The organism is Acinetobacter tandoii DSM 14970 = CIP 107469 (assembly GCF_000400735.1).
In the GTDB taxonomy this organism is placed as follows: domain Bacteria; phylum Pseudomonadota; class Gammaproteobacteria; order Pseudomonadales; family Moraxellaceae; genus Acinetobacter; species Acinetobacter tandoii.
This window is the reverse complement of sequence record NZ_KE007360.1, coordinates 265694-281238: the sequence shown is the minus strand read 5'-3', so window position 1 is coordinate 281238 and position 15545 is coordinate 265694. Positions and strand designations below refer to the sequence as shown.

28 protein-coding genes and 1 pseudogene are annotated in these 15545 nt (G+C 40.5%); 16 read left to right on the top strand and 13 right to left on the bottom strand.

All coding sequences use genetic code 11. From position 1 onward, the window contains the following. Positions 1-555 precede the first annotated feature (555 nt). The 12 genes from I593_RS02290 to I593_RS02235 all read right to left on the bottom strand — a co-directional run bounded on the left by I593_RS02290 (position 556) and on the right by I593_RS02235 (position 6374). Positions 556-783: a hypothetical protein gene (locus I593_RS02290; RefSeq protein WP_016165276.1), complete on the bottom strand. Its 228-nt coding sequence runs from the start codon at positions 781-783 to the stop codon at positions 556-558. A 142-nt stretch (positions 784-925) separates the two neighbouring features. After that, complete coding sequence (locus tag I593_RS02285) at positions 926-1339, bottom strand: antiterminator Q family protein (protein WP_016165275.1); 414 nt, start codon at positions 1337-1339, stop codon at positions 926-928. Between the two features lie 10 nt (positions 1340-1349). Further along, positions 1350-1784 carry a hypothetical protein gene (locus tag I593_RS02280; RefSeq protein ID WP_016165274.1) on the bottom strand — a complete coding sequence of 145 codons (435 nt, stop codon included), beginning with the start codon at positions 1782-1784 and terminating at the stop codon, positions 1350-1352. After that, positions 1777-2139, bottom strand: a complete 363-nt coding sequence (locus I593_RS02275) for a hypothetical protein (RefSeq protein WP_026440883.1) — start codon at positions 2137-2139, stop codon at positions 1777-1779. The genes I593_RS02280 and I593_RS02275 overlap by 8 nt, the downstream gene beginning before the upstream one ends. Before the next feature lie 4 nt (positions 2140-2143). Then, positions 2144-2404 (bottom strand): hypothetical protein, encoded by a 261-nt coding sequence (locus I593_RS02270; RefSeq protein WP_016165272.1) that lies wholly within the window; start codon positions 2402-2404, stop codon positions 2144-2146. Continuing rightward, positions 2401-2862: a hypothetical protein gene (locus I593_RS02265; RefSeq protein ID WP_016165271.1), complete on the bottom strand. Its 462-nt coding sequence runs from the start codon at positions 2860-2862 to the stop codon at positions 2401-2403. The genes I593_RS02270 and I593_RS02265 overlap by 4 nt, the downstream gene beginning before the upstream one ends. Beyond that, entirely contained in the window at positions 2859-3221 is a 363-nt protein-coding gene (locus I593_RS02260; RefSeq protein WP_016165270.1) for a DUF7694 domain-containing protein, read from the bottom strand. Before I593_RS02260 ends, I593_RS02265 begins: the two co-directional genes overlap by 4 nt. Continuing rightward, the gene (locus I593_RS20780) at positions 3218-3991 is read right to left on the bottom strand and encodes a hypothetical protein (protein WP_016165973.1); all 774 of its coding nucleotides are present in this window, start codon (positions 3989-3991) and stop codon (positions 3218-3220) included. The genes I593_RS02260 and I593_RS20780 overlap by 4 nt, the downstream gene beginning before the upstream one ends. Beyond that, positions 3988-4866, bottom strand: a complete 879-nt coding sequence (locus tag I593_RS02250; RefSeq protein WP_016165972.1) for a hypothetical protein — start codon at positions 4864-4866, stop codon at positions 3988-3990. Before I593_RS02250 ends, I593_RS20780 begins: the two co-directional genes overlap by 4 nt. Next, positions 4863-5579, bottom strand: coding sequence for a phage antirepressor KilAC domain-containing protein (locus I593_RS02245; RefSeq protein WP_016165971.1), 717 nt, complete (start codon positions 5577-5579; stop codon positions 4863-4865). Before I593_RS02245 ends, I593_RS02250 begins: the two co-directional genes overlap by 4 nt. A 46-nt stretch (positions 5580-5625) precedes the next feature. Beyond that, positions 5626-6126, bottom strand: coding sequence for a phage regulatory CII family protein (locus tag I593_RS02240; RefSeq protein WP_016165970.1), 501 nt, complete (start codon positions 6124-6126; stop codon positions 5626-5628). Between the two features lie 59 nt (positions 6127-6185). Continuing rightward, the gene (locus I593_RS02235; RefSeq protein ID WP_016165969.1) at positions 6186-6374 is read right to left on the bottom strand and encodes a hypothetical protein; all 189 of its coding nucleotides are present in this window, start codon (positions 6372-6374) and stop codon (positions 6186-6188) included. 107 nt (positions 6375-6481) lie between these two features. On the opposite strand from I593_RS02235, the gene I593_RS02230 reads away from it, so the two are divergent. The 12 genes from I593_RS02230 (at position 6482) to I593_RS02175 (ending at position 12044) form a co-directional block, all read left to right on the top strand. Beyond that, entirely contained in the window at positions 6482-7180 is a 699-nt protein-coding gene (locus I593_RS02230; protein WP_016165968.1) for an XRE family transcriptional regulator, read from the top strand. Between the two features lie 73 nt (positions 7181-7253). Further along, on the top strand, positions 7254-7562 hold the full coding sequence (locus I593_RS02225; RefSeq protein ID WP_016165967.1) for a hypothetical protein: 309 nt from the start codon (positions 7254-7256) through the stop codon (positions 7560-7562). Positions 7563-7777: 215 nt separating this feature from the next. Beyond that, entirely contained in the window at positions 7778-8116 is a 339-nt protein-coding gene (locus tag I593_RS02220; RefSeq protein WP_228130556.1) for a hypothetical protein, read from the top strand. A gap of 50 nt (positions 8117-8166) precedes the next feature. Beyond that, positions 8167-8997 (top strand): DUF2303 family protein, encoded by an 831-nt coding sequence (locus I593_RS02215; RefSeq protein WP_016165965.1) that lies wholly within the window; start codon positions 8167-8169, stop codon positions 8995-8997. Between the two features lie 67 nt (positions 8998-9064). Next, on the top strand, positions 9065-9313 hold the full coding sequence (locus tag I593_RS02210; protein ID WP_016165964.1) for a hypothetical protein: 249 nt from the start codon (positions 9065-9067) through the stop codon (positions 9311-9313). Beyond that, positions 9310-9612 carry a hypothetical protein gene (locus I593_RS02205; protein ID WP_016165963.1) on the top strand — a complete coding sequence of 101 codons (303 nt, stop codon included), beginning with the start codon at positions 9310-9312 and terminating at the stop codon, positions 9610-9612. The genes I593_RS02210 and I593_RS02205 overlap by 4 nt, the downstream gene beginning before the upstream one ends. Positions 9613-9765: 153 nt before the next feature. Beyond that, a complete protein-coding gene (locus I593_RS02200; RefSeq protein WP_016165962.1) occupies positions 9766-10038 on the top strand; it encodes a hypothetical protein in 273 nt (90 codons plus the stop codon). Beyond that, on the top strand, positions 10038-10508 hold the full coding sequence (locus I593_RS20585) for a hypothetical protein (RefSeq protein WP_016165961.1): 471 nt from the start codon (positions 10038-10040) through the stop codon (positions 10506-10508). Before I593_RS02200 ends, I593_RS20585 begins: the two co-directional genes overlap by 1 nt. Further along, positions 10501-10749, top strand: a complete 249-nt coding sequence (locus tag I593_RS20580) for a Lar family restriction alleviation protein (RefSeq protein ID WP_016165960.1) — start codon at positions 10501-10503, stop codon at positions 10747-10749. The genes I593_RS20585 and I593_RS20580 overlap by 8 nt, the downstream gene beginning before the upstream one ends. Then, positions 10739-11398: a hypothetical protein gene (locus I593_RS02185; protein ID WP_016165959.1), complete on the top strand. Its 660-nt coding sequence runs from the start codon at positions 10739-10741 to the stop codon at positions 11396-11398. Before I593_RS20580 ends, I593_RS02185 begins: the two co-directional genes overlap by 11 nt. Further along, complete coding sequence (locus tag I593_RS02180; RefSeq protein WP_016165958.1) at positions 11395-11778, top strand: hypothetical protein; 384 nt, start codon at positions 11395-11397, stop codon at positions 11776-11778. The genes I593_RS02185 and I593_RS02180 overlap by 4 nt, the downstream gene beginning before the upstream one ends. Continuing rightward, positions 11778-12044: a hypothetical protein gene (locus I593_RS02175; RefSeq protein ID WP_016165957.1), complete on the top strand. Its 267-nt coding sequence runs from the start codon at positions 11778-11780 to the stop codon at positions 12042-12044. The genes I593_RS02180 and I593_RS02175 overlap by 1 nt, the downstream gene beginning before the upstream one ends. Positions 12045-12055: 11 nt before the next feature. On the opposite strand, the gene I593_RS02170 is transcribed toward I593_RS02175, so the two are convergent. After that, positions 12056-13285: an integrase family protein gene (locus tag I593_RS02170; protein ID WP_016165956.1), complete on the bottom strand. Its 1230-nt coding sequence runs from the start codon at positions 13283-13285 to the stop codon at positions 12056-12058. Between the two features lie 168 nt (positions 13286-13453). On the opposite strand from I593_RS02170, the gene ybgC reads away from it, so the two are divergent. The 4 genes and pseudogenes from ybgC to I593_RS02150 form a co-directional block, all read left to right on the top strand. Then, positions 13454-13861: a tol-pal system-associated acyl-CoA thioesterase gene (ybgC, locus tag I593_RS02165; protein WP_016165955.1), complete on the top strand. Its 408-nt coding sequence runs from the start codon at positions 13454-13456 to the stop codon at positions 13859-13861. Positions 13862-13884: 23 nt separating this feature from the next. Next, the gene (tolQ, locus tag I593_RS02160; RefSeq protein ID WP_016165954.1) at positions 13885-14583 is read left to right on the top strand and encodes a protein TolQ; all 699 of its coding nucleotides are present in this window, start codon (positions 13885-13887) and stop codon (positions 14581-14583) included. Further along, on the top strand, positions 14583-15032 hold the full coding sequence (gene tolR / locus I593_RS02155) for a protein TolR (protein WP_016165953.1): 450 nt from the start codon (positions 14583-14585) through the stop codon (positions 15030-15032). Before tolQ ends, tolR begins: the two co-directional genes overlap by 1 nt. A 1-nt stretch (position 15033) precedes the next feature. After that, positions 15034-15545, top strand: a pseudogene (locus I593_RS02150) (cell envelope integrity protein TolA); the annotation flags it as partial.

Here is a 15545-nt window from a genome sequence, read left to right as displayed (position 1 = left end):
ACCACAGAAGCTCAGTGCTGTGGTCCACGGCTACTCGCTTACTTTAAAAACCACTGGATAGGCACAGTATTTTTAGTTTTCAGCTTTCGTATTCATTTTTTGGCGGGGCATCACTCCCAAATCTGATTCTTGCTTTCCTGCATATCCTATCCATGCTCGATGAACTGCATGGGTTGTATCCTCTTTCGTGGGATCTAAACGTGCTTACTCAAACAGTCTTTAGCTAATTAGCAAGCTTTAGAATGTGGGCATTCTCTTCCCCTAGCTACTCACTTGTGCATGTCACAAGCACCTTTTTAGAAGCAACAAAAAAGCCCATCATTCGATGAGCTTAAAATTAGGTGGCGGCATTCAATTTAAACCACTACGAATAAATGTGCCGCCATAAAAAAACCCACAAATTACATTGTAGGCTATTAAAATTTAAAAGATTAGTCAGGGAACTATCTACTAAATCTGACGCGAATTTTGCAGAAAACCTAAACAGATTGCAATACCTAAAATGCATCTAAAATACATTTAATTCATATTTATTAGCCATCAACACTGCTCTCCCTATCGGGATAGTTGTAAGGGTTTAATTTTTCCATCTTGATATTCACAAACCCACAGGCTGGCGTTAAATAATGAATCAATTGCTTCTTGTTCTGATTTAAATTTTGTCGCTGACTCCAGATCTTTCACAAGGCGAATTACACCATCTGACCACACTTGAGCATATTCATAATATTTTTCATCACCTTTAATGCTACTATTTGTGATTCCAATATACTGTTTTGTCACCTGATTATTCTCTATTTTACTTTGGAGATATATTTATAACACAGGCAACAAAAAAGCCCACCTTTAGATGAGCTTTTAGATACTGGTGAAAGCATAACAACTTGCCACCATAACACGAATTTAAACCAAGTGTGCTGCACTGTCAAGATTGCAACATATCTATTTTCCCATCCAGGTATGCAAGACCTTTGTCAATTTCCGCTCTAATCGTAGCTTTACTGCATTTATGTGCAATTGCAATTGATAAATACGACCACTCATTTTCATAATAAAGTATTAAATACCATGCTCTTGAGGCTAAATACTCACGACTGTCATTGTGCATTGATGCGAGTAATTTACTTACCTGCACTGCCTCAAAATCATTAATCTCACATACCATAGATACGCGACTTGCGCGGACTCTGCTTTTGTCATTTTGGTCAATTAGTATTGCTAATGGATTGGCTGTTACATTAAATTTTACTGATCTTACCCAAAGCCCATATTGTTCTAACCACTGGTGGGCAGAACGCTTAGACCAATCCATGATTTGTTTTTTCACTACTGCATTCATGCCCTATCCCTCAAAACTTGGCAAATCTTTTAAAAACCAACATTGCTGCATCACGTGCATGCTCATTCGTACGACCAACCCAACCAGTCATACGCTTAAAATCCGTAGCTTTCTTTTTCGTTGCATTTGCTGCTGGATGAACCATTAAAAATTTAAAACCCTGCTCTTTGCACCAATCCTCCCAAATTTGCGCATCACGCTTTACTGATCCAACACCTTGAGACTTTTCACGACCTCCAGTGAACCAGGTACGCTTCCGAGCATCTTCAATGTATAAACAGACGTTACTGATTCCCCATTGTTCAATTAATTCCTTTACCTTCTCCATTGCCTGAGTAATTGATAAAGACCCCACTTGCTCCAGCTCCCCACCATTGCCACGGTCTGCAGCAACGGCGAAGCCTGTATTCACTCCTGTATCAATACCAATCAGGATTTTAGTCATTCAGTACAAACTCCCGATCATCTTTGCAGAAACATACATAGCCAACTTGTACGGTTAAATTGCGGTACCCAATGCCTTCATCAAAATCGAATAAGCGGTCGCCGTGCTGATACTTCAAGCTATTAAAGAATGGTTGCTTCGTGAAAAATGGTTCAAATTCTTTCCGTAAATCCACTTCTTGAATGACCTTCACATCTGCTTCAAGACAGCTAAACGGCGTGCCATCATTCAAGCGCCCCATTACTCGCCCATCTTCCACTCGATCTAAAACGCCGTAGCCATGAAAGCGTTTTCCAGAATAGTCAGTTGCAGACTCACTGATGAAATCTACTTCTACGCGGTCGCCTTTTTTCATGATGTCACCCCAATCCATTTAATTTCAGAGCTTCATTTACATGAAGGTCAGTAACTATTGTTGTTGGTGCAATATGATTTCTAATGTCGGATACATCGTCCGTGCGGTCATGGTCAGCAAGTGCTGCACGGATGTCTTTAAGGTGAATATCGCTACTACATCTAATAAACCCGTTTGTATACATCCCCATATGAGCGTTCCAGCACACAGCCCATTCGGGTGCACCATCCACAATTTCACGCATTCTCTCGATTGTTAAATTCATGATTTCACCTTCTCAGATTTGCGCTTTTCTCTAAGCTTCTTGGTTCTCACTATCGATGCAGCTTTATCGCATCCAACACAGCAATTGTTTGACGTATATCGCAAGGTTCCACCACACGCCTTGCAAGTGGTTCCGTGATAGCGCTTTTCCCCCTTGTTGAGCGCTTCATTTCTCGCGGTAACGCTTGGGTTGTTTCTTCTTGCACGCGCTTCTGACACAGCACTCGCCATCACTTCACGCATGGTCTTTTGAGCTTTGGGTTTTGAATTATTCCAACCCTTGTTGTATTCCCCCGAAAAGCCTTGAGGCAATTGCTCGATAGCACCACCATTTGATAAGAATGCTTCGAGCTGTGAATCAAGCTCATCTCGAAGTGATTTCTTCTGCTCCATCTGTGCAAAGGTGGTGTTTCTGCCGATCTGGACGGCTTGAATGCGTTGCTGTAGTAATTCGTTCATGCTGCACCAGCCTTACCCACCATAAAGCTTGGCGGCGTTGGTAGGGTTTGCTCAGTTGGTTTCCATAAGTGCAGGCAGAATGGATGGTTATTCACATAGTCGCTTTTAGGTGGGTGATACTGAATTACGCAATCATCTTCACCCCAAAACAGGGACTTGATGAAACACATTTCTTCCCAAGTTGGACAGCGTGTTGGAAGTGAAACACTGACATGCTCCCAACCCATTTGATCACTAGCAATGACAGTGAAAACACATTTCTTGGTCTTCACCCAAAATGCACCATTGTTCCCATAGCTCTCATTGCTCGCCAATGGTCCCGATTTAATTCTGAATTTCTCTGGAACAATAAAACTCACACCCCACCTCCTACCAAAGCAGCAATATCTCTAGGCACAGACAATCCATCACGGCGACACATTTCTGCATATGCCTCTGGGTTATCAAACGGATCTGGACCAAGCTCTTGCTTTACTTGTTGCGATTTTTCAGTTGGTTTTAATTCCTGAGGTTTAACAACTGGACGGTTACGCACATGCATGCGTTGTTTCAGGTTCGCTAAAGCCGCTTGAGCCTCTACATTTGAATATGGTTTATATGATTCAGCTTCACCCTTAACAGGTAACTGCACCAATTCCTCATGCCACTCCTGTACTTTCCCGACTGCTTTGGCGCGAATTTGATAATCCTGATAAATATCTTTAAACGCGTAGTGAGCTGCCTTCTGCCCCTCGTTGGTCAACACAAAGCGAACCTCATCTAGTGCGCGCTTGGTCAACTTTGTGATTTTGGTCTGTGGATCTGACTCATACTGCATTGCCTTCGCCCAAGCCATGTCAGCAGTCCACCAGTCACCACCCTGTTCACACCAACTGCGAAATGTTGGCAGGTTCTTTGGGCACCACTCTTCAGAATTCATACGCTTTAATCCACGTGCGATATCTGCAGGTGTTAGGCCATTGAAAACTGTACATGCCAACTGAACAAGTTCTTGGTCGTCGTCATAAACTTCAAAATTCTTTTTGAATGCAGCGCCGTATAAATCACTCATACGGTCCAAAACCATTTGAGCCATTTCTACAGGGAAAGTCACAGCGAATTCTTGTTCAAAGGTTTGGATATTGCTCATGCGCATTCTCCTCTCACATCACGCATCTGTGCAGGTTGATCTTGGCTACCAAAGCGACGGCGCCGCTGTGGCTGTGGGCTTTGCTGATAAGACTGCTGTGTCGTTCTGTTTTGCTCGTTGAAGTACCACTGAGCTTCAAATGCAGCCCAAGGCTTTTGGCGGTTCAAGCAATACTCGATACCCTGTGCAAAAGTTAATTCTGTTTTTGCTATTTGGTTTTCAAGAAGTGTGAATGCACGCTCTGTGTTTACACCGCCTTTTGCTTTTCGAACTTGCATGAACTCAGTTGCGGTTTTCTCTGGTACACCGTTGTTGATCAGAGCAGATTTGAAATCAAACTTGTTTTGTTTCTTGCTTGCAGCAGTACTTAAATCTTTTGAAGTAATCTCTGCTGTAGTCTCTGAAGTAATATTGTGTATAACGGATGTGCTTTCAGCTTCACCGCGGATAAAGGATTCCTTCGTCCCCGAATATTGTTCTTGCTCACTCCCGAATGTAGGATTTCGAGTTCGCGAATTTTCAGTTTCACTTTCGCGGTTTTGGCCTGAATTAATGCACTTTTCAAACCATTCATCGAATGCTTCAATGTTTAATTTAAAGTACAGCTTATGTTCTAAGCGCTTCTCTGTTTCACTCAAAATACCTAAGTCTTTAAGCAATTTACGTGCAGTTTTTTGGTGACTGTAAGTCAAACCTGTTTCTTTCTGCCATTCATCAGATGTCTTATACACACCCAATTCGCAATCAGTTTTGTCATGCCAATACACAAGCTGGCTTAGGAATATACCTGCCAACGGATTTCCCAAATGAATTCCAAGTTGTGGGAAGTATGCAATTGCTCTACCTAGCCCTTTTAATGTTGAATAGTGACTCATTTATTCAATAACCCCGCAGCAGCTACAAGCGCCGTCAATCTTGTTAATCCGAACGCTGTGACACGTGCTTGAGTGAATACTTTGTCACCCTCAGCACTTACTATGACTTTTGATACTTTGTTGGTCATGACCTTTTGGTCTATTCGATGTGCATAGGCACATAAACGGCGACAATGGCTGTTCTCTCGATATACCCAGCGCTTTTGAAGCATGAGATCAATCAGCTTTGATTCTTGAACACCTATGGTTTTTGCAGTTTCACGAATGGTATAGGTGTTCACCGTGTCAGCAATCACATCAACCACTTGTGCCTTAGGTTCGAGCACAGCAACATGTTGTTTAAGTGCCTCGTTCTCTTGTTCAGCAGCCAAAGCCAATTGAATAAGATCCATTCGACTTAATTCTTTAGGTTGGGCACTTTCTAATTCTTTGAGCTTATGCAAAACACTTTTACGTACACCTTTTGATTCGCGCATACCAATCAAGGTGCATTGCTCCAGTGTTAAGTGAAAACCTTGGGACGTTGTTTTGTTTGGATTGAATACTACGAAACTTTCGTAGTTCTCCCCGTCCAGCTCATCAACAATTCGGACATTGAAATCGTTCAATCGAATAATGCTTTCACCATGACTTTTTCGGATCTCATTGATCAGGTCCAAAAGCTCTAGATTTGTCATCGTCTTAATTTGTGATATATTGATTGGCATGTTCATTTGATTTCCTTCTGGGTTATCAACGTTAAAAGCCTGATCTCGACCATCAGGCTTTTTCTGTTTCTATGCTTGCCGTGTATTTCTTCATTTGCTTAAGCGCTGCTTGATCAACCGCCGCAATCAACTCTGTTAAGCCCTGCGTCAATTGGTGAATTTCTTCATATTCCGCAGGTGTGATAACGCCATCTTCATAAGCTTCATACACAACATGGTTTGCCTTTCCGCTCTTAATGTTGTGCTGCATCATTGCTTCAAAAATTGATAACTCGTGATGTTTGCTTGAGTCACAGCTAACTGGCACCAATGCATAGCCAAGTTGATGTGCCCATACTTTTAAAATTTCTGGGTTCTGCGTATACATCATGATTGTTTCGAGCTTCTTTAAACTCGGCAGGTGGTTTGGCATACCTACGTTTCCGTAGTTGCAAATTGTGTTATGTGAGTCACCAGTAACCTGGGCAATTTCTTTTGGTGAAATACCCTTAGTCTGGTTGATCATTTTAAAAATGGCCGTTTGTGCTTCACGGCTAAGCGATATTTCTTGCATTTGTGAAATCCTTTTGATTTTTCACGTTTATTTAAAACATTGACCGAAACATAATTGGGTTATGAAGTTAAGGATGCTAAGTCAGCCTTTAACTTCCCCTTAGTGGTTAGTTCGAATACTGCTTGTGTGCGAAGAGGGATTCCTTTTTTTTCCCACTTCCATAAAGTCACTTCGGAATATCCAGTTTTTAACGCTAATTCACGGCGGGTTTTGCACTTGTGGTGGTGCATGAGGTCTTCCACTTTCATTTACTTACCTAAGTTAGCATTTATCAATTAACGTAAGTTAGCATGTGCTGACCTAAGTTGCAATATTGTGTATTAACATTAGTTAGTGTTTTATATGGATATATGCCATGTTTCTTCATGAAAGAATTCAGCAAAAATTAGATGAGAAAAATTTGAAGCAAGCTGATATTGCCCGAGCAACTGGAAAATCTTCAGCAGCGGTTACTAAGTGGCTTAGAGGGGAAAATGTTCCTAAAACGGAAGCATTAAAACAAATTGCAAAATTATTAAATGTAGATGATGAGTGGTTATTAACAGGAAAAGGATCTTCAAGTGCTATACCTAACCTGACTCCCATAACTACTTGGGATGATGATACCCCGTTAGATGAAGATGAAGTTGAGATTCCATTCTTTAAGGACTTTTCATTTGCCTGTGGTTCTGGTGCGATCAATGATCATATCGCAAATGAAAAGCGCAAGTTACGTATATCGAAAGCAACCCTTAGAAATCTCTCAATAACAAAAGGAAATGCTGTAGCTGCAACAGCTTCAGGTGACTCTATGTCTCCAACTATTCAGGACGGTGACACAATCCACATTGATTTAGGCCGCACTGAAATCAAAGATGGGCGAATTTTTGTAATTTGTATCGGTGGTTTGCATTATGCCAAACGCCTATACAATATGCCTTTCGGTGGTGTTCGTATAGTTTCAGATAACTCTGCTGAATTTCCAGAACAAGTATTAACTGCTGCTGAACGAATCGAACAAGATTTTCAAATTTATGGTTGGGTTTGGCAAATAACCAGAATTGAAAAATGGTAATCTAACTATCTGCTGGTTAATGTTTGGTTGTAAAAGTTTTTGGTTTATATAGAAAAATATGATTTGGTGATAAATGATTAAAAAAATAAAAAAATGGTGGGATGGAGAGGATATAGTTCATGAAAATAAACCAGGTGACTCTGTGTTTTTTATTGGTTGGAATAATAAGAAACACTGGACATCATCTTTGGTTCACTGGGTTGTATCACTTTTTACCAACCCAGAAAGAAGATCAACTTTTTTGGCCGTTTTAGCTTTTATCACTTTTATTTTTATGATCTTGAAGTATTTCTCCCACACTGATTCCGAACAATATTCCGCAAATCCAAAGAGCGAAAATAGAGAAGCTAGTGCCCCAATCAACAAACCTGTAAATCAATAGAAAAATGCAAGATTGAATAACTAGCATCAATATTAGAAATTTTTTCATAATGCTCCTACCCCACCACTGTGGTGGGTTTTCTTTTACCTATTAAAACACAAAAGTTAGTCACCATTAAGAAAGGTTAGCAAATAATGCTAACTTTTGTATTGACTATACCACTAACTAAAGTTAGTATTTATTTCACAGACAACAACCCAACTGTGAGAAACCACATGTCTATAAATAAACAAACCGATGCACCCCAATTCATTGCCGATCTATCAGGCGGTAACTTCGCTCAACAACTAGGTATCGCTATTTCAGAAGTAGCTCAAGGCGTTGTGGCAAACGGCAAAAAAGGCAAAGTCCAAGTGACTATCGATGTTTCACGTATTGGTGAATCTAACCAGGTGAATATCTCTCATACCCTTGCCTATGTCGAACCAACTGCAAAAGGTAAACGCTCAGAAGACACCACTTCTGAAACACCTATGTATTTAAACAATGATGGCAGCGTCACTATTTTTGCAAACCACACAAAGCAATTGTTTGAACAATTCGATAAAGCTTAATCAACAACTCAAACCCTTTTAATTTTTTACTACCAATAGGAAAGTTCCAAATGGAAAACACTGAAGCAAAAGCAATCGCGACACTTGGCAACCCGGCTACAGATTTAACTCGTGGCGGTTTAATTGCACTAAATAACGACTACACCGTTAATGATTTGGAAGAATTCCAAAACGGTCGCAATCGTGCTCGTGGTGTACTTAAAACCCCATCTTTTGAAGACTTCAAAAGCTACGTTTTATCAGCGGAACCTCAATGCAATGAAGATGAAGCAATTAGCCTTACAGGTGCCCCAGTATTTGTAGATCATAAAAACGTGTCAGCAACAGCAATTTTAAACTTTGCTGCAAAAGGATTCTCACAAGGACACTGCGACCATAAAGCTTTATTAGAACTTGAACCTACTGTTGTTTGGTCAAAGCTTAATGCGCTTAAAGACCAAAAGTTATCTCAACGTGATTTTGCTGTTTTCTTAGAAGATTGGGTAAGCGTATTAGAAATTACCGATGCTGACGGCAATGTGATTGGTGGTGCTCAAGCTTTATCAGCAGTCCGTAATATGAAAATTGATGCCACAGTTAGTGCTGATCATTCTGTTGGTAATTTATCTGAAAGCCGTTCTCGCTTTGAACAAGTTGAAGCGCGTTCAAAAGAAGAATTCACACCTGCGTATTTCAAAATCCATGATTCTGCATATTTCGGATTAGATGAGCGTCTTATTGTTCTTCGTCTAATCGTTAATACAAACGATGACAAGCCTGTCTTCTCAATTCAAATCGTAAAAGAAGAACTGTTGCTAGATGAAATCATTCAAGACTTTAAAGCAAAAGTAATTGAGTTACTGCCTGAAAACCCTGTGCGTATCGGAACATTCGCAGCTTAATTTCAGACATTAAAAAGCCCTGAAAACTTTGGACGGCGATCAGGGCTCCTAACGTAGCGGGGAAAGTATGGATCAATCAGTTTCACATAGCAACACACCTGTGTTTGACGTAGTCGAAAGTCAAACGACACAAATCTTGTATCAAGAACCAACTCAAGAAGAGTTGTATTCAAAGCCAGTGAACATCTTTCGCAATTTATGCGCTGTACTTGTGATCTTCATTTCATTGGCATCTATGGTCTACATCGCTGTTGTAGCTGATGACAACGTAGCGGTTAGTCAAATGCAAAAGGCTGAAGGCATTGAAAAGTCATGAAGTACCTAAACACCCCTATCGAACCTGAAGGTGGTAAAACAATTCACCCTCAAATGGCGGCATGCTTTGAAACTTGGTTGTTGAATGATGGCTACCAAGCAAAACTCTTAAAGCACATTGCTGTAGTTCGATACTTCAAAACTGGCAAGCCATCATTAGAAGTTAATTGTCATGGTGTTATGAACACACCTGCCCAGAATCGCTACGCCGTATTTTTAAAACAGTATTTGCGCCATGGGAAAGTTCTAATTACTACCCTGCGCGGTCAACACCCGAAAGTTTTAAGAGTTGCAGCATGATCGAATACTGCATGTATTGTCAGAAATTCACAGTACGCCACGGCGTTTACTGCACTGTGTGCGGATTTAAATAAAGATTTCGAGCAATTATTTGCGCATTTTCAACCATAAAACAGGATTTTGCGCAGATCTTTGCTCAGTAGAGGTGAAGTGATGAGTGTTAAAGAATTAGAAATTAAAAAAATTGATGTAGGTTTGGCTCCGAGTGCAATTGCTCAAGATATTTTCACTAAGGCCGTTTCACCAGTAATGGGCATTCTTAAACAAGAAGGCGGCGAATCCGTAAAAGAATTTTCATTTTGCGCTATGTGGTTAGCCATGGGCTTGTATGTAAACAATTTAAGCACTCGAGATGCTGAGAAAGCTCTAAACCATGCAACAGCCAACATAATCATCCAATTAAAGAAATTGCGTGGGGAAGTTTGATGGATATTCAGAAAGAAAAGAAGGCTCTCGATGCCTCTGAATTTAATCGATTTGATTTAGATATTAAAGATTTTGCTACCACGGGTGAATTTTTCCGTCTTTTAGGATGGTTAGAAGCCAAATCCCAAGCCGTGCCTGAAGGGTTTGTTGTGGTGCCAACTGAAAAAGTTAAATACTTTAGCCATGATGGTGAAAATTATGAAATTCACGACACTTTAGCTGAAGCAAAACATGAAGCTGAATGCGCAATTGAACACTTCAGCGAACGTCTTGCTGATCAATTATGTGACCCTCGATCAGATGGAAATTTTCACGATGTTGGGTTTGGGATTGTTTTGGGTAAATCAGGTTATTCGATTGATCACATCGTCACACAAGAAGATGTGGAAAATGGCGAATACGGGTATGAAGCAGGAACGGAAATCATGTCCTTATTCTTGGTTGATGTACAGGAGCAAAGTCATGAATAACTTCTATGACCCATGTCTTGAATTGAAGCCATGCCCTTTTTGTGGCGGTGAGGCTGGTATTGCAAGAATTGGCAATTCTCATACTCGAGAATACGTTGTTCAGATTGGGTGTCGAATGTTTGGCTGCACAGTGAATCTAAGAGTTGGTGCGCCCAAAGGTCATGCAACTTCTGAATGGGTAGACGGCAAGGCTATTGAGAAATGGAATAAACGTGTTGAGGAGCAAAGTCATGAAGAATAGATTTTACCTAACTTCTGCTCATGGGTATCTCGGAACCAATGTTGTTTGGCACCGCCATGAAGGTTGTGGTTATCACACTGACTTGGATCAGGCTCACGTGTATACACTTAAACAGGCTCAAGAGTATTGGGCGGATTCACACGGTGATTGCTTGCCAATTTCCGCTGATCATGTAGATGCTTTAGCTGTATGGAAGGTTGATTGCCAATACATACCCAAAGAATCACAAATCATTGATGGCGTTTATGGCTACGTAGCTTATGAAAAAAAGAAATGGGATGGAAATGATGTCTATTGGATGAATCGATATTCATATCCAACTACCGATTTTTCACAAGCCTCTACATTGGATGAAGTAGAAGCTCAGGCATTTCTAAATAGCGATAAAAATTTCATTATAATACCTCGCTACATTGCTGAAAAAGTGAAACGTCGGACTTTCGATTATCGCCAAATCAACAAGAGAAAAATGGTATTTGGTGCAGGCCTAAAAACTCCTGAAATAGTGAAGAAACTTCAACGCAAAAAATCGGAACCAAAACATCGTTTTAATTGTCCATGCTGTGGACGCATTACATGGCAAGACAATCCTTATGATTATGAAGGCTGTCGAAATTTAAATTGTGATGAATGGAGTGTGCACGCATGATTCTAAAAACTGATCAATTAATGCCTGTTGAAGTTACTCGCAATGATGAAGGGTATTGGTCGCACCCTGCCTTCGATAAATATTGGGCTGAAAATTATGGTGATGCCGAATACCTGAATAAATCTGAATGGGATGAATTAGAGCGTCATTTTAATATTGACACCTTCACTACATCCGTGGAGTTAGAGGATTACGATCTTTATCAGCAATATTACGAAACTGGAGAGTTATTAGCTTGGAATCCAGACCAACCAGTTGCAAGTGGAGACTGGTTTCTAATTTCTATTTACGGCAATGAAGATGGCGCATTTGCCACATGGGCAAAACCTAAACCAAATCCTATGGTTGAAGTTGAGGAAAGTTTGAAGGAGGTGACTTGATGAGCAGACAAACAAGACTTTCAAAAATGACTGAAGAAGAAAAGTTGTTAGCAACGAAGTTATTTTGGGAATCCCCGAATGATGCAATATTCCCACCTACAACAGTTGCACTTGTTTTTAATGTATCTCTTCAATGGTTACAGTTGAAACGGTGCGAAGGTGGCGGCATTCCATTCACTAAAGGATTGCGGAAAATTTCATATGCAAAAGGTGATGTTATTAAATACTTTGAAGGTCAAAAACTCTCAAATACAATGTGTGCGTAAAGAAAGGAGGTTTAACCTCCTTTTTTATATCCTTCAAAAACAATGTCCTCAATTTCCTGCATTGCTAACCTTAATTTTTTATCACTTATCTGAATATAACCTTCAGTTACATCACCCGTAACAGTGTGGTTTAACAATCTTTTAATTGTGTATTGCCCGTAATCTAGGTTTTCCGCAATCGTCCCAAATGTACGGCGTAAATCATGAAACGTGAACTGAATTCCAGTTTCTTCAATAATTTTTCGCTTTGCATCAAATAGGTTGGTTGTATATCCCTTTAACTTGGATTTTGGGGATGAAAAAACATATTCATTAAATTTCTGTTCGTCCCGACTTCTCATTATTTCCCACAGCCTATCCCCCATCGGCAGAGAATGAGCTTCACCGTTTTTTGGATCATTTGAGGTGATCCAACCATATTTTAAATCAACTGAATCCCACTTGAGTGTCTGACACTCATCACGTCGAAAGCCTGTAAGAATTAGAGTGATAAGGAAATCTCTAACAGTGTTTCTTTCTTGCCTTAAAGCACTAAACGACATTACTGCATTAACCCAATCAGAAAGCTGTTCTTGTTTAATATATCCTTTACGGCGTTTAATTTTATTCCAAGTTCTCTTAGCCTTGAGGGTCAAAACTGGGTTCACAGAAGTAATAATTGATTCATCGTTTTCATCTAAAAAATGCTCTAGAGAAAAATTAAAGATAGCCCTTAAAACAGCCATTGCTAAGTTTGCTTGAGCTGGACTTCTTTCCGATAAGTCTGTGTATTTTTGTTGGACCTGAGCTCTTGAAATTTCACCAATCTTGAAGCTCTTCCAATCTTTTAGATAGACGTTAACAACTTGGTCATAGTCTTTTAAAGTTCGAGGCTTTAGGGTTCTATTTTTTAGGTATTCATTGTACGCAAGCTCAAGCGTTGGATGCTGTCTAAATGTAAGTAACTCACCTTCTATCTTCTGGCGCTCAGCCTTTTTTGCCTCATTTGGATTGTAACCTTGTGCCATTTGCGAAAGTAGACCTTGTGCTAAAATTCGCGCTTGAGATAGCGTTAGGTTGCCATGCAGACCTATTGTTGCTCTTACTGACTTGCCTTTGACCTTCTTTTCAACAATGTAAGTTTTACATGTAGTATTTACTCGTATAGCAAAACCAATTAGCTCGCTATCCCTGTAAATACCAGGTTCACTCAAAGCATCAATAGTTGTTTTGGTGAATTTAAGACGATCAGACTTGGGCATTGACTAGCACTCATTTAGCAACAAATAACACCAGTAAGCAGTATACAATTTAGTCTACTATGCGTCTACTTTTTGAAAAACTTAAGTTATTTAATTTTTTCATTCGCCAAAAAATCTCAGCAAAATATTGATAGATATAGTATTAACAACACAGGAATGCCTAGCCAAATGAGTAACAAATTCGAATTTCAAATTCGTGTATATATTGAAGACACTGACGCAGGCGGTATTGTCTATCATGCCAACCATATTCGCTTTATGGAACGTACCCGTACCGAATGGTTACGTGCCTCTGGTGTAGACCATTACTGGCACCAAAAAGACTACAACTTCGTGGTGCACAAAATTAATGTTAAATATATGCGTCCAATTCTCATGGATGACCTCATTACTGTTACAGCAAGTGTAGTTTCGTGTAAAGCTACGTCTTTTGTATTGCAACAAAATATTTATCGTGGTGAAATCTTGTTAGCTTCTGGCGAAGTCGAGTTAGCATGTATCAGTGCCGAAATGAAACCTCGTCGTTTGCCAGATGAAATTCGCGATCTAATTCGTAAAGAGTTAGAACAAATCTAAGAAAACTCGACTCCAGTGTAACTATGGCAAATCAATTAGACTCCACACTTCACGTTTCAGACCTCATTTTACAAGCAAGTCCTGTCGTACAACTGGTGATGCTTTTACTTTTATTTGCATCACTCTATAGTTGGTTTTTGATTGCCAAGTTACATCAGAGCTATAAAAAAGCCCAAGCAGATGATGAACATTTCCAAAAAATCTTCTGGTCGGGTGCCGAACTCAATACCCTTTACAACAATGCTCAACTCAACTCTAAACGTGTCGGGCTAGAAGACATTTTCTACCAAGGTTTGGGTGAATACCTCAAACTTAAAAAACGTCATGCAGCAACACAACAAACCATCGAAGGTACTGAACGTATTTTACGTGTTGGTTTAAGCCGCGATCAGGGTAATTTAGAACAAGGTCTAGGTGCTTTAGCCAGTATCGGTTCTGTCGCACCTTATGTCGGTTTGTTCGGAACTGTTTGGGGCATTATGAATGCCTTTATTGGTCTGGCAGATGTCGATCAAGTAACCTTGGCGACTGTTGCACCTGGTATTGCGGAGGCTTTGATTGCAACTGCGATTGGTTTATTTGCAGCGATTCCAGCCGTTCTAGCCTTCAACCATTTTACTGCTAAAGGCGAAGCTGTTTATTCAGACCGTGCTCTGTTTGCAGAAGAAATGGTGGCGCTATTACAACGTCAGTCGGTAGGTTCTGTTCAGGAAAATGACTGATGGCGATTCAACGTTCAGGACGCTTTGAGCGCATTAAAAAACCATTAAAGAGCGACATGAATGTCGTGCCTTATATTGATGTCATGTTGGTGCTTTTGGTGATCTTTATGGTCACCGCTCCTATGATCACCAGTGGCATTAAAGTCGATTTACCGCAAGCTAATGGCACTCCGCTACAGTCTGAAGATGCTCCTTCTATTGTTTCTTTAAAAGCTGATGGCACATACTTCTTGGAGCAAAAAGGTCAAACCACTGGACCGCTTGCACTGACAGAGCTGACTCAAAAATTGGTCGAGTCTCAAGCACAAGCTCAACAAGAGAACAAAAAATTAAATGTTGTGATTAATGGTCATCAAACTCGCCCTTATGGCGAAGTGATGGCTTTAATGTCAAGCCTTCAAGATGCAGGCTTAACCCAAGTGGGTTTACTGACCGAACCTTTAAAGTAATATGAAGAATTTTCAAAAGCCACCGTTTAAACAAAACGCAATTGCACTGGGTTTTACCTTCGGTGTACACGTACTTGCGGTTGTGGGCTTGCTTTATTTAGGAATGAGTAAACCACCTAAACCACCCGAGCAAATCAAAACCATATTGATCAAACCGCAAGATTTACAACCTACTCCTCGCGAAGAAACTGAATTTACAGAAACTGCACATGAGAATATTGCCCCTGAAATTACGCAAACAGCAGAACCCAGTATAGAGCCTGCTCCTGTCATTCCTGTTGCACCACCAAAAACCAATACAGCGGAGCAACAAGCAGCTCGTTTAGCTCAGGAAAAAGCCAAAGCTGAAAAAGCACAGGCGGATGCTGCTGCAAAAGCCAAAACGCAAGCAGATGCTACTGCAAAAGCCAAAGCGCAGGCGGATGCTACTGCAAAAGCCAAAGCGCAGGCGGATGCTGCTGCAAAAGCCAAAGCTCAGGCAGATGCTGCTGCAAAAGCCAAAGCACAAGCGGA

Excerpts from the sequence above, each read along its gene's own strand:
- I593_RS02285 (WP_016165275.1), bottom strand. The coding sequence starts at position 1,339 with ATGAATGCAGTAGTGAAAAAACAAATCATGGATTGGTCTAAGCGTTCT.
- I593_RS02280 (WP_016165274.1), bottom strand. The coding sequence starts at position 1,784 with ATGACTAAAATCCTGATTGGTATTGATACAGGAGTGAATACAGGCTTC.
- I593_RS02275 (WP_026440883.1), bottom strand. The coding sequence starts at position 2,139 with ATGAAAAAAGGCGACCGCGTAGAAGTAGATTTCATCAGTGAGTCTGCA.
- I593_RS02270 (WP_016165272.1), bottom strand. The coding sequence starts at position 2,404 with ATGAATTTAACAATCGAGAGAATGCGTGAAATTGTGGATGGTGCACCC.
- I593_RS02265 (WP_016165271.1), bottom strand. The coding sequence starts at position 2,862 with ATGAACGAATTACTACAGCAACGCATTCAAGCCGTCCAGATCGGCAGA.
- I593_RS20780 (WP_016165973.1), bottom strand. The coding sequence starts at position 3,991 with ATGAGCAATATCCAAACCTTTGAACAAGAATTCGCTGTGACTTTCCCT.
- I593_RS02250 (WP_016165972.1), bottom strand. The coding sequence starts at position 4,866 with ATGAGTCACTATTCAACATTAAAAGGGCTAGGTAGAGCAATTGCATAC.
- I593_RS02245 (WP_016165971.1), bottom strand. The coding sequence starts at position 5,579 with ATGAACATGCCAATCAATATATCACAAATTAAGACGATGACAAATCTA.
- I593_RS02240 (WP_016165970.1), bottom strand. The coding sequence starts at position 6,126 with ATGCAAGAAATATCGCTTAGCCGTGAAGCACAAACGGCCATTTTTAAA.
- I593_RS02235 (WP_016165969.1), bottom strand. The coding sequence starts at position 6,374 with ATGAAAGTGGAAGACCTCATGCACCACCACAAGTGCAAAACCCGCCGT.
- I593_RS02230 (WP_016165968.1), top strand. The coding sequence starts at position 6,482 with ATGTTTCTTCATGAAAGAATTCAGCAAAAATTAGATGAGAAAAATTTG.
- I593_RS02225 (WP_016165967.1), top strand. The coding sequence starts at position 7,254 with ATGATTAAAAAAATAAAAAAATGGTGGGATGGAGAGGATATAGTTCAT.
- I593_RS02220 (WP_228130556.1), top strand. The coding sequence starts at position 7,778 with ATGTCTATAAATAAACAAACCGATGCACCCCAATTCATTGCCGATCTA.
- I593_RS02215 (WP_016165965.1), top strand. The coding sequence starts at position 8,167 with ATGGAAAACACTGAAGCAAAAGCAATCGCGACACTTGGCAACCCGGCT.
- I593_RS02210 (WP_016165964.1), top strand. The coding sequence starts at position 9,065 with ATGGATCAATCAGTTTCACATAGCAACACACCTGTGTTTGACGTAGTC.
- I593_RS02205 (WP_016165963.1), top strand. The coding sequence starts at position 9,310 with ATGAAGTACCTAAACACCCCTATCGAACCTGAAGGTGGTAAAACAATT.
- I593_RS02200 (WP_016165962.1), top strand. The coding sequence starts at position 9,766 with ATGAGTGTTAAAGAATTAGAAATTAAAAAAATTGATGTAGGTTTGGCT.
- I593_RS20585 (WP_016165961.1), top strand. The coding sequence starts at position 10,038 with ATGGATATTCAGAAAGAAAAGAAGGCTCTCGATGCCTCTGAATTTAAT.
- I593_RS20580 (WP_016165960.1), top strand. The coding sequence starts at position 10,501 with ATGAATAACTTCTATGACCCATGTCTTGAATTGAAGCCATGCCCTTTT.
- I593_RS02185 (WP_016165959.1), top strand. The coding sequence starts at position 10,739 with ATGAAGAATAGATTTTACCTAACTTCTGCTCATGGGTATCTCGGAACC.
- I593_RS02180 (WP_016165958.1), top strand. The coding sequence starts at position 11,395 with ATGATTCTAAAAACTGATCAATTAATGCCTGTTGAAGTTACTCGCAAT.
- I593_RS02175 (WP_016165957.1), top strand. The coding sequence starts at position 11,778 with ATGAGCAGACAAACAAGACTTTCAAAAATGACTGAAGAAGAAAAGTTG.
- I593_RS02170 (WP_016165956.1), bottom strand. The coding sequence starts at position 13,285 with ATGCCCAAGTCTGATCGTCTTAAATTCACCAAAACAACTATTGATGCT.
- ybgC (WP_016165955.1), top strand. The coding sequence starts at position 13,454 with ATGAGTAACAAATTCGAATTTCAAATTCGTGTATATATTGAAGACACT.
- tolQ (WP_016165954.1), top strand. The coding sequence starts at position 13,885 with ATGGCAAATCAATTAGACTCCACACTTCACGTTTCAGACCTCATTTTA.
- tolR (WP_016165953.1), top strand. The coding sequence starts at position 14,583 with ATGGCGATTCAACGTTCAGGACGCTTTGAGCGCATTAAAAAACCATTA.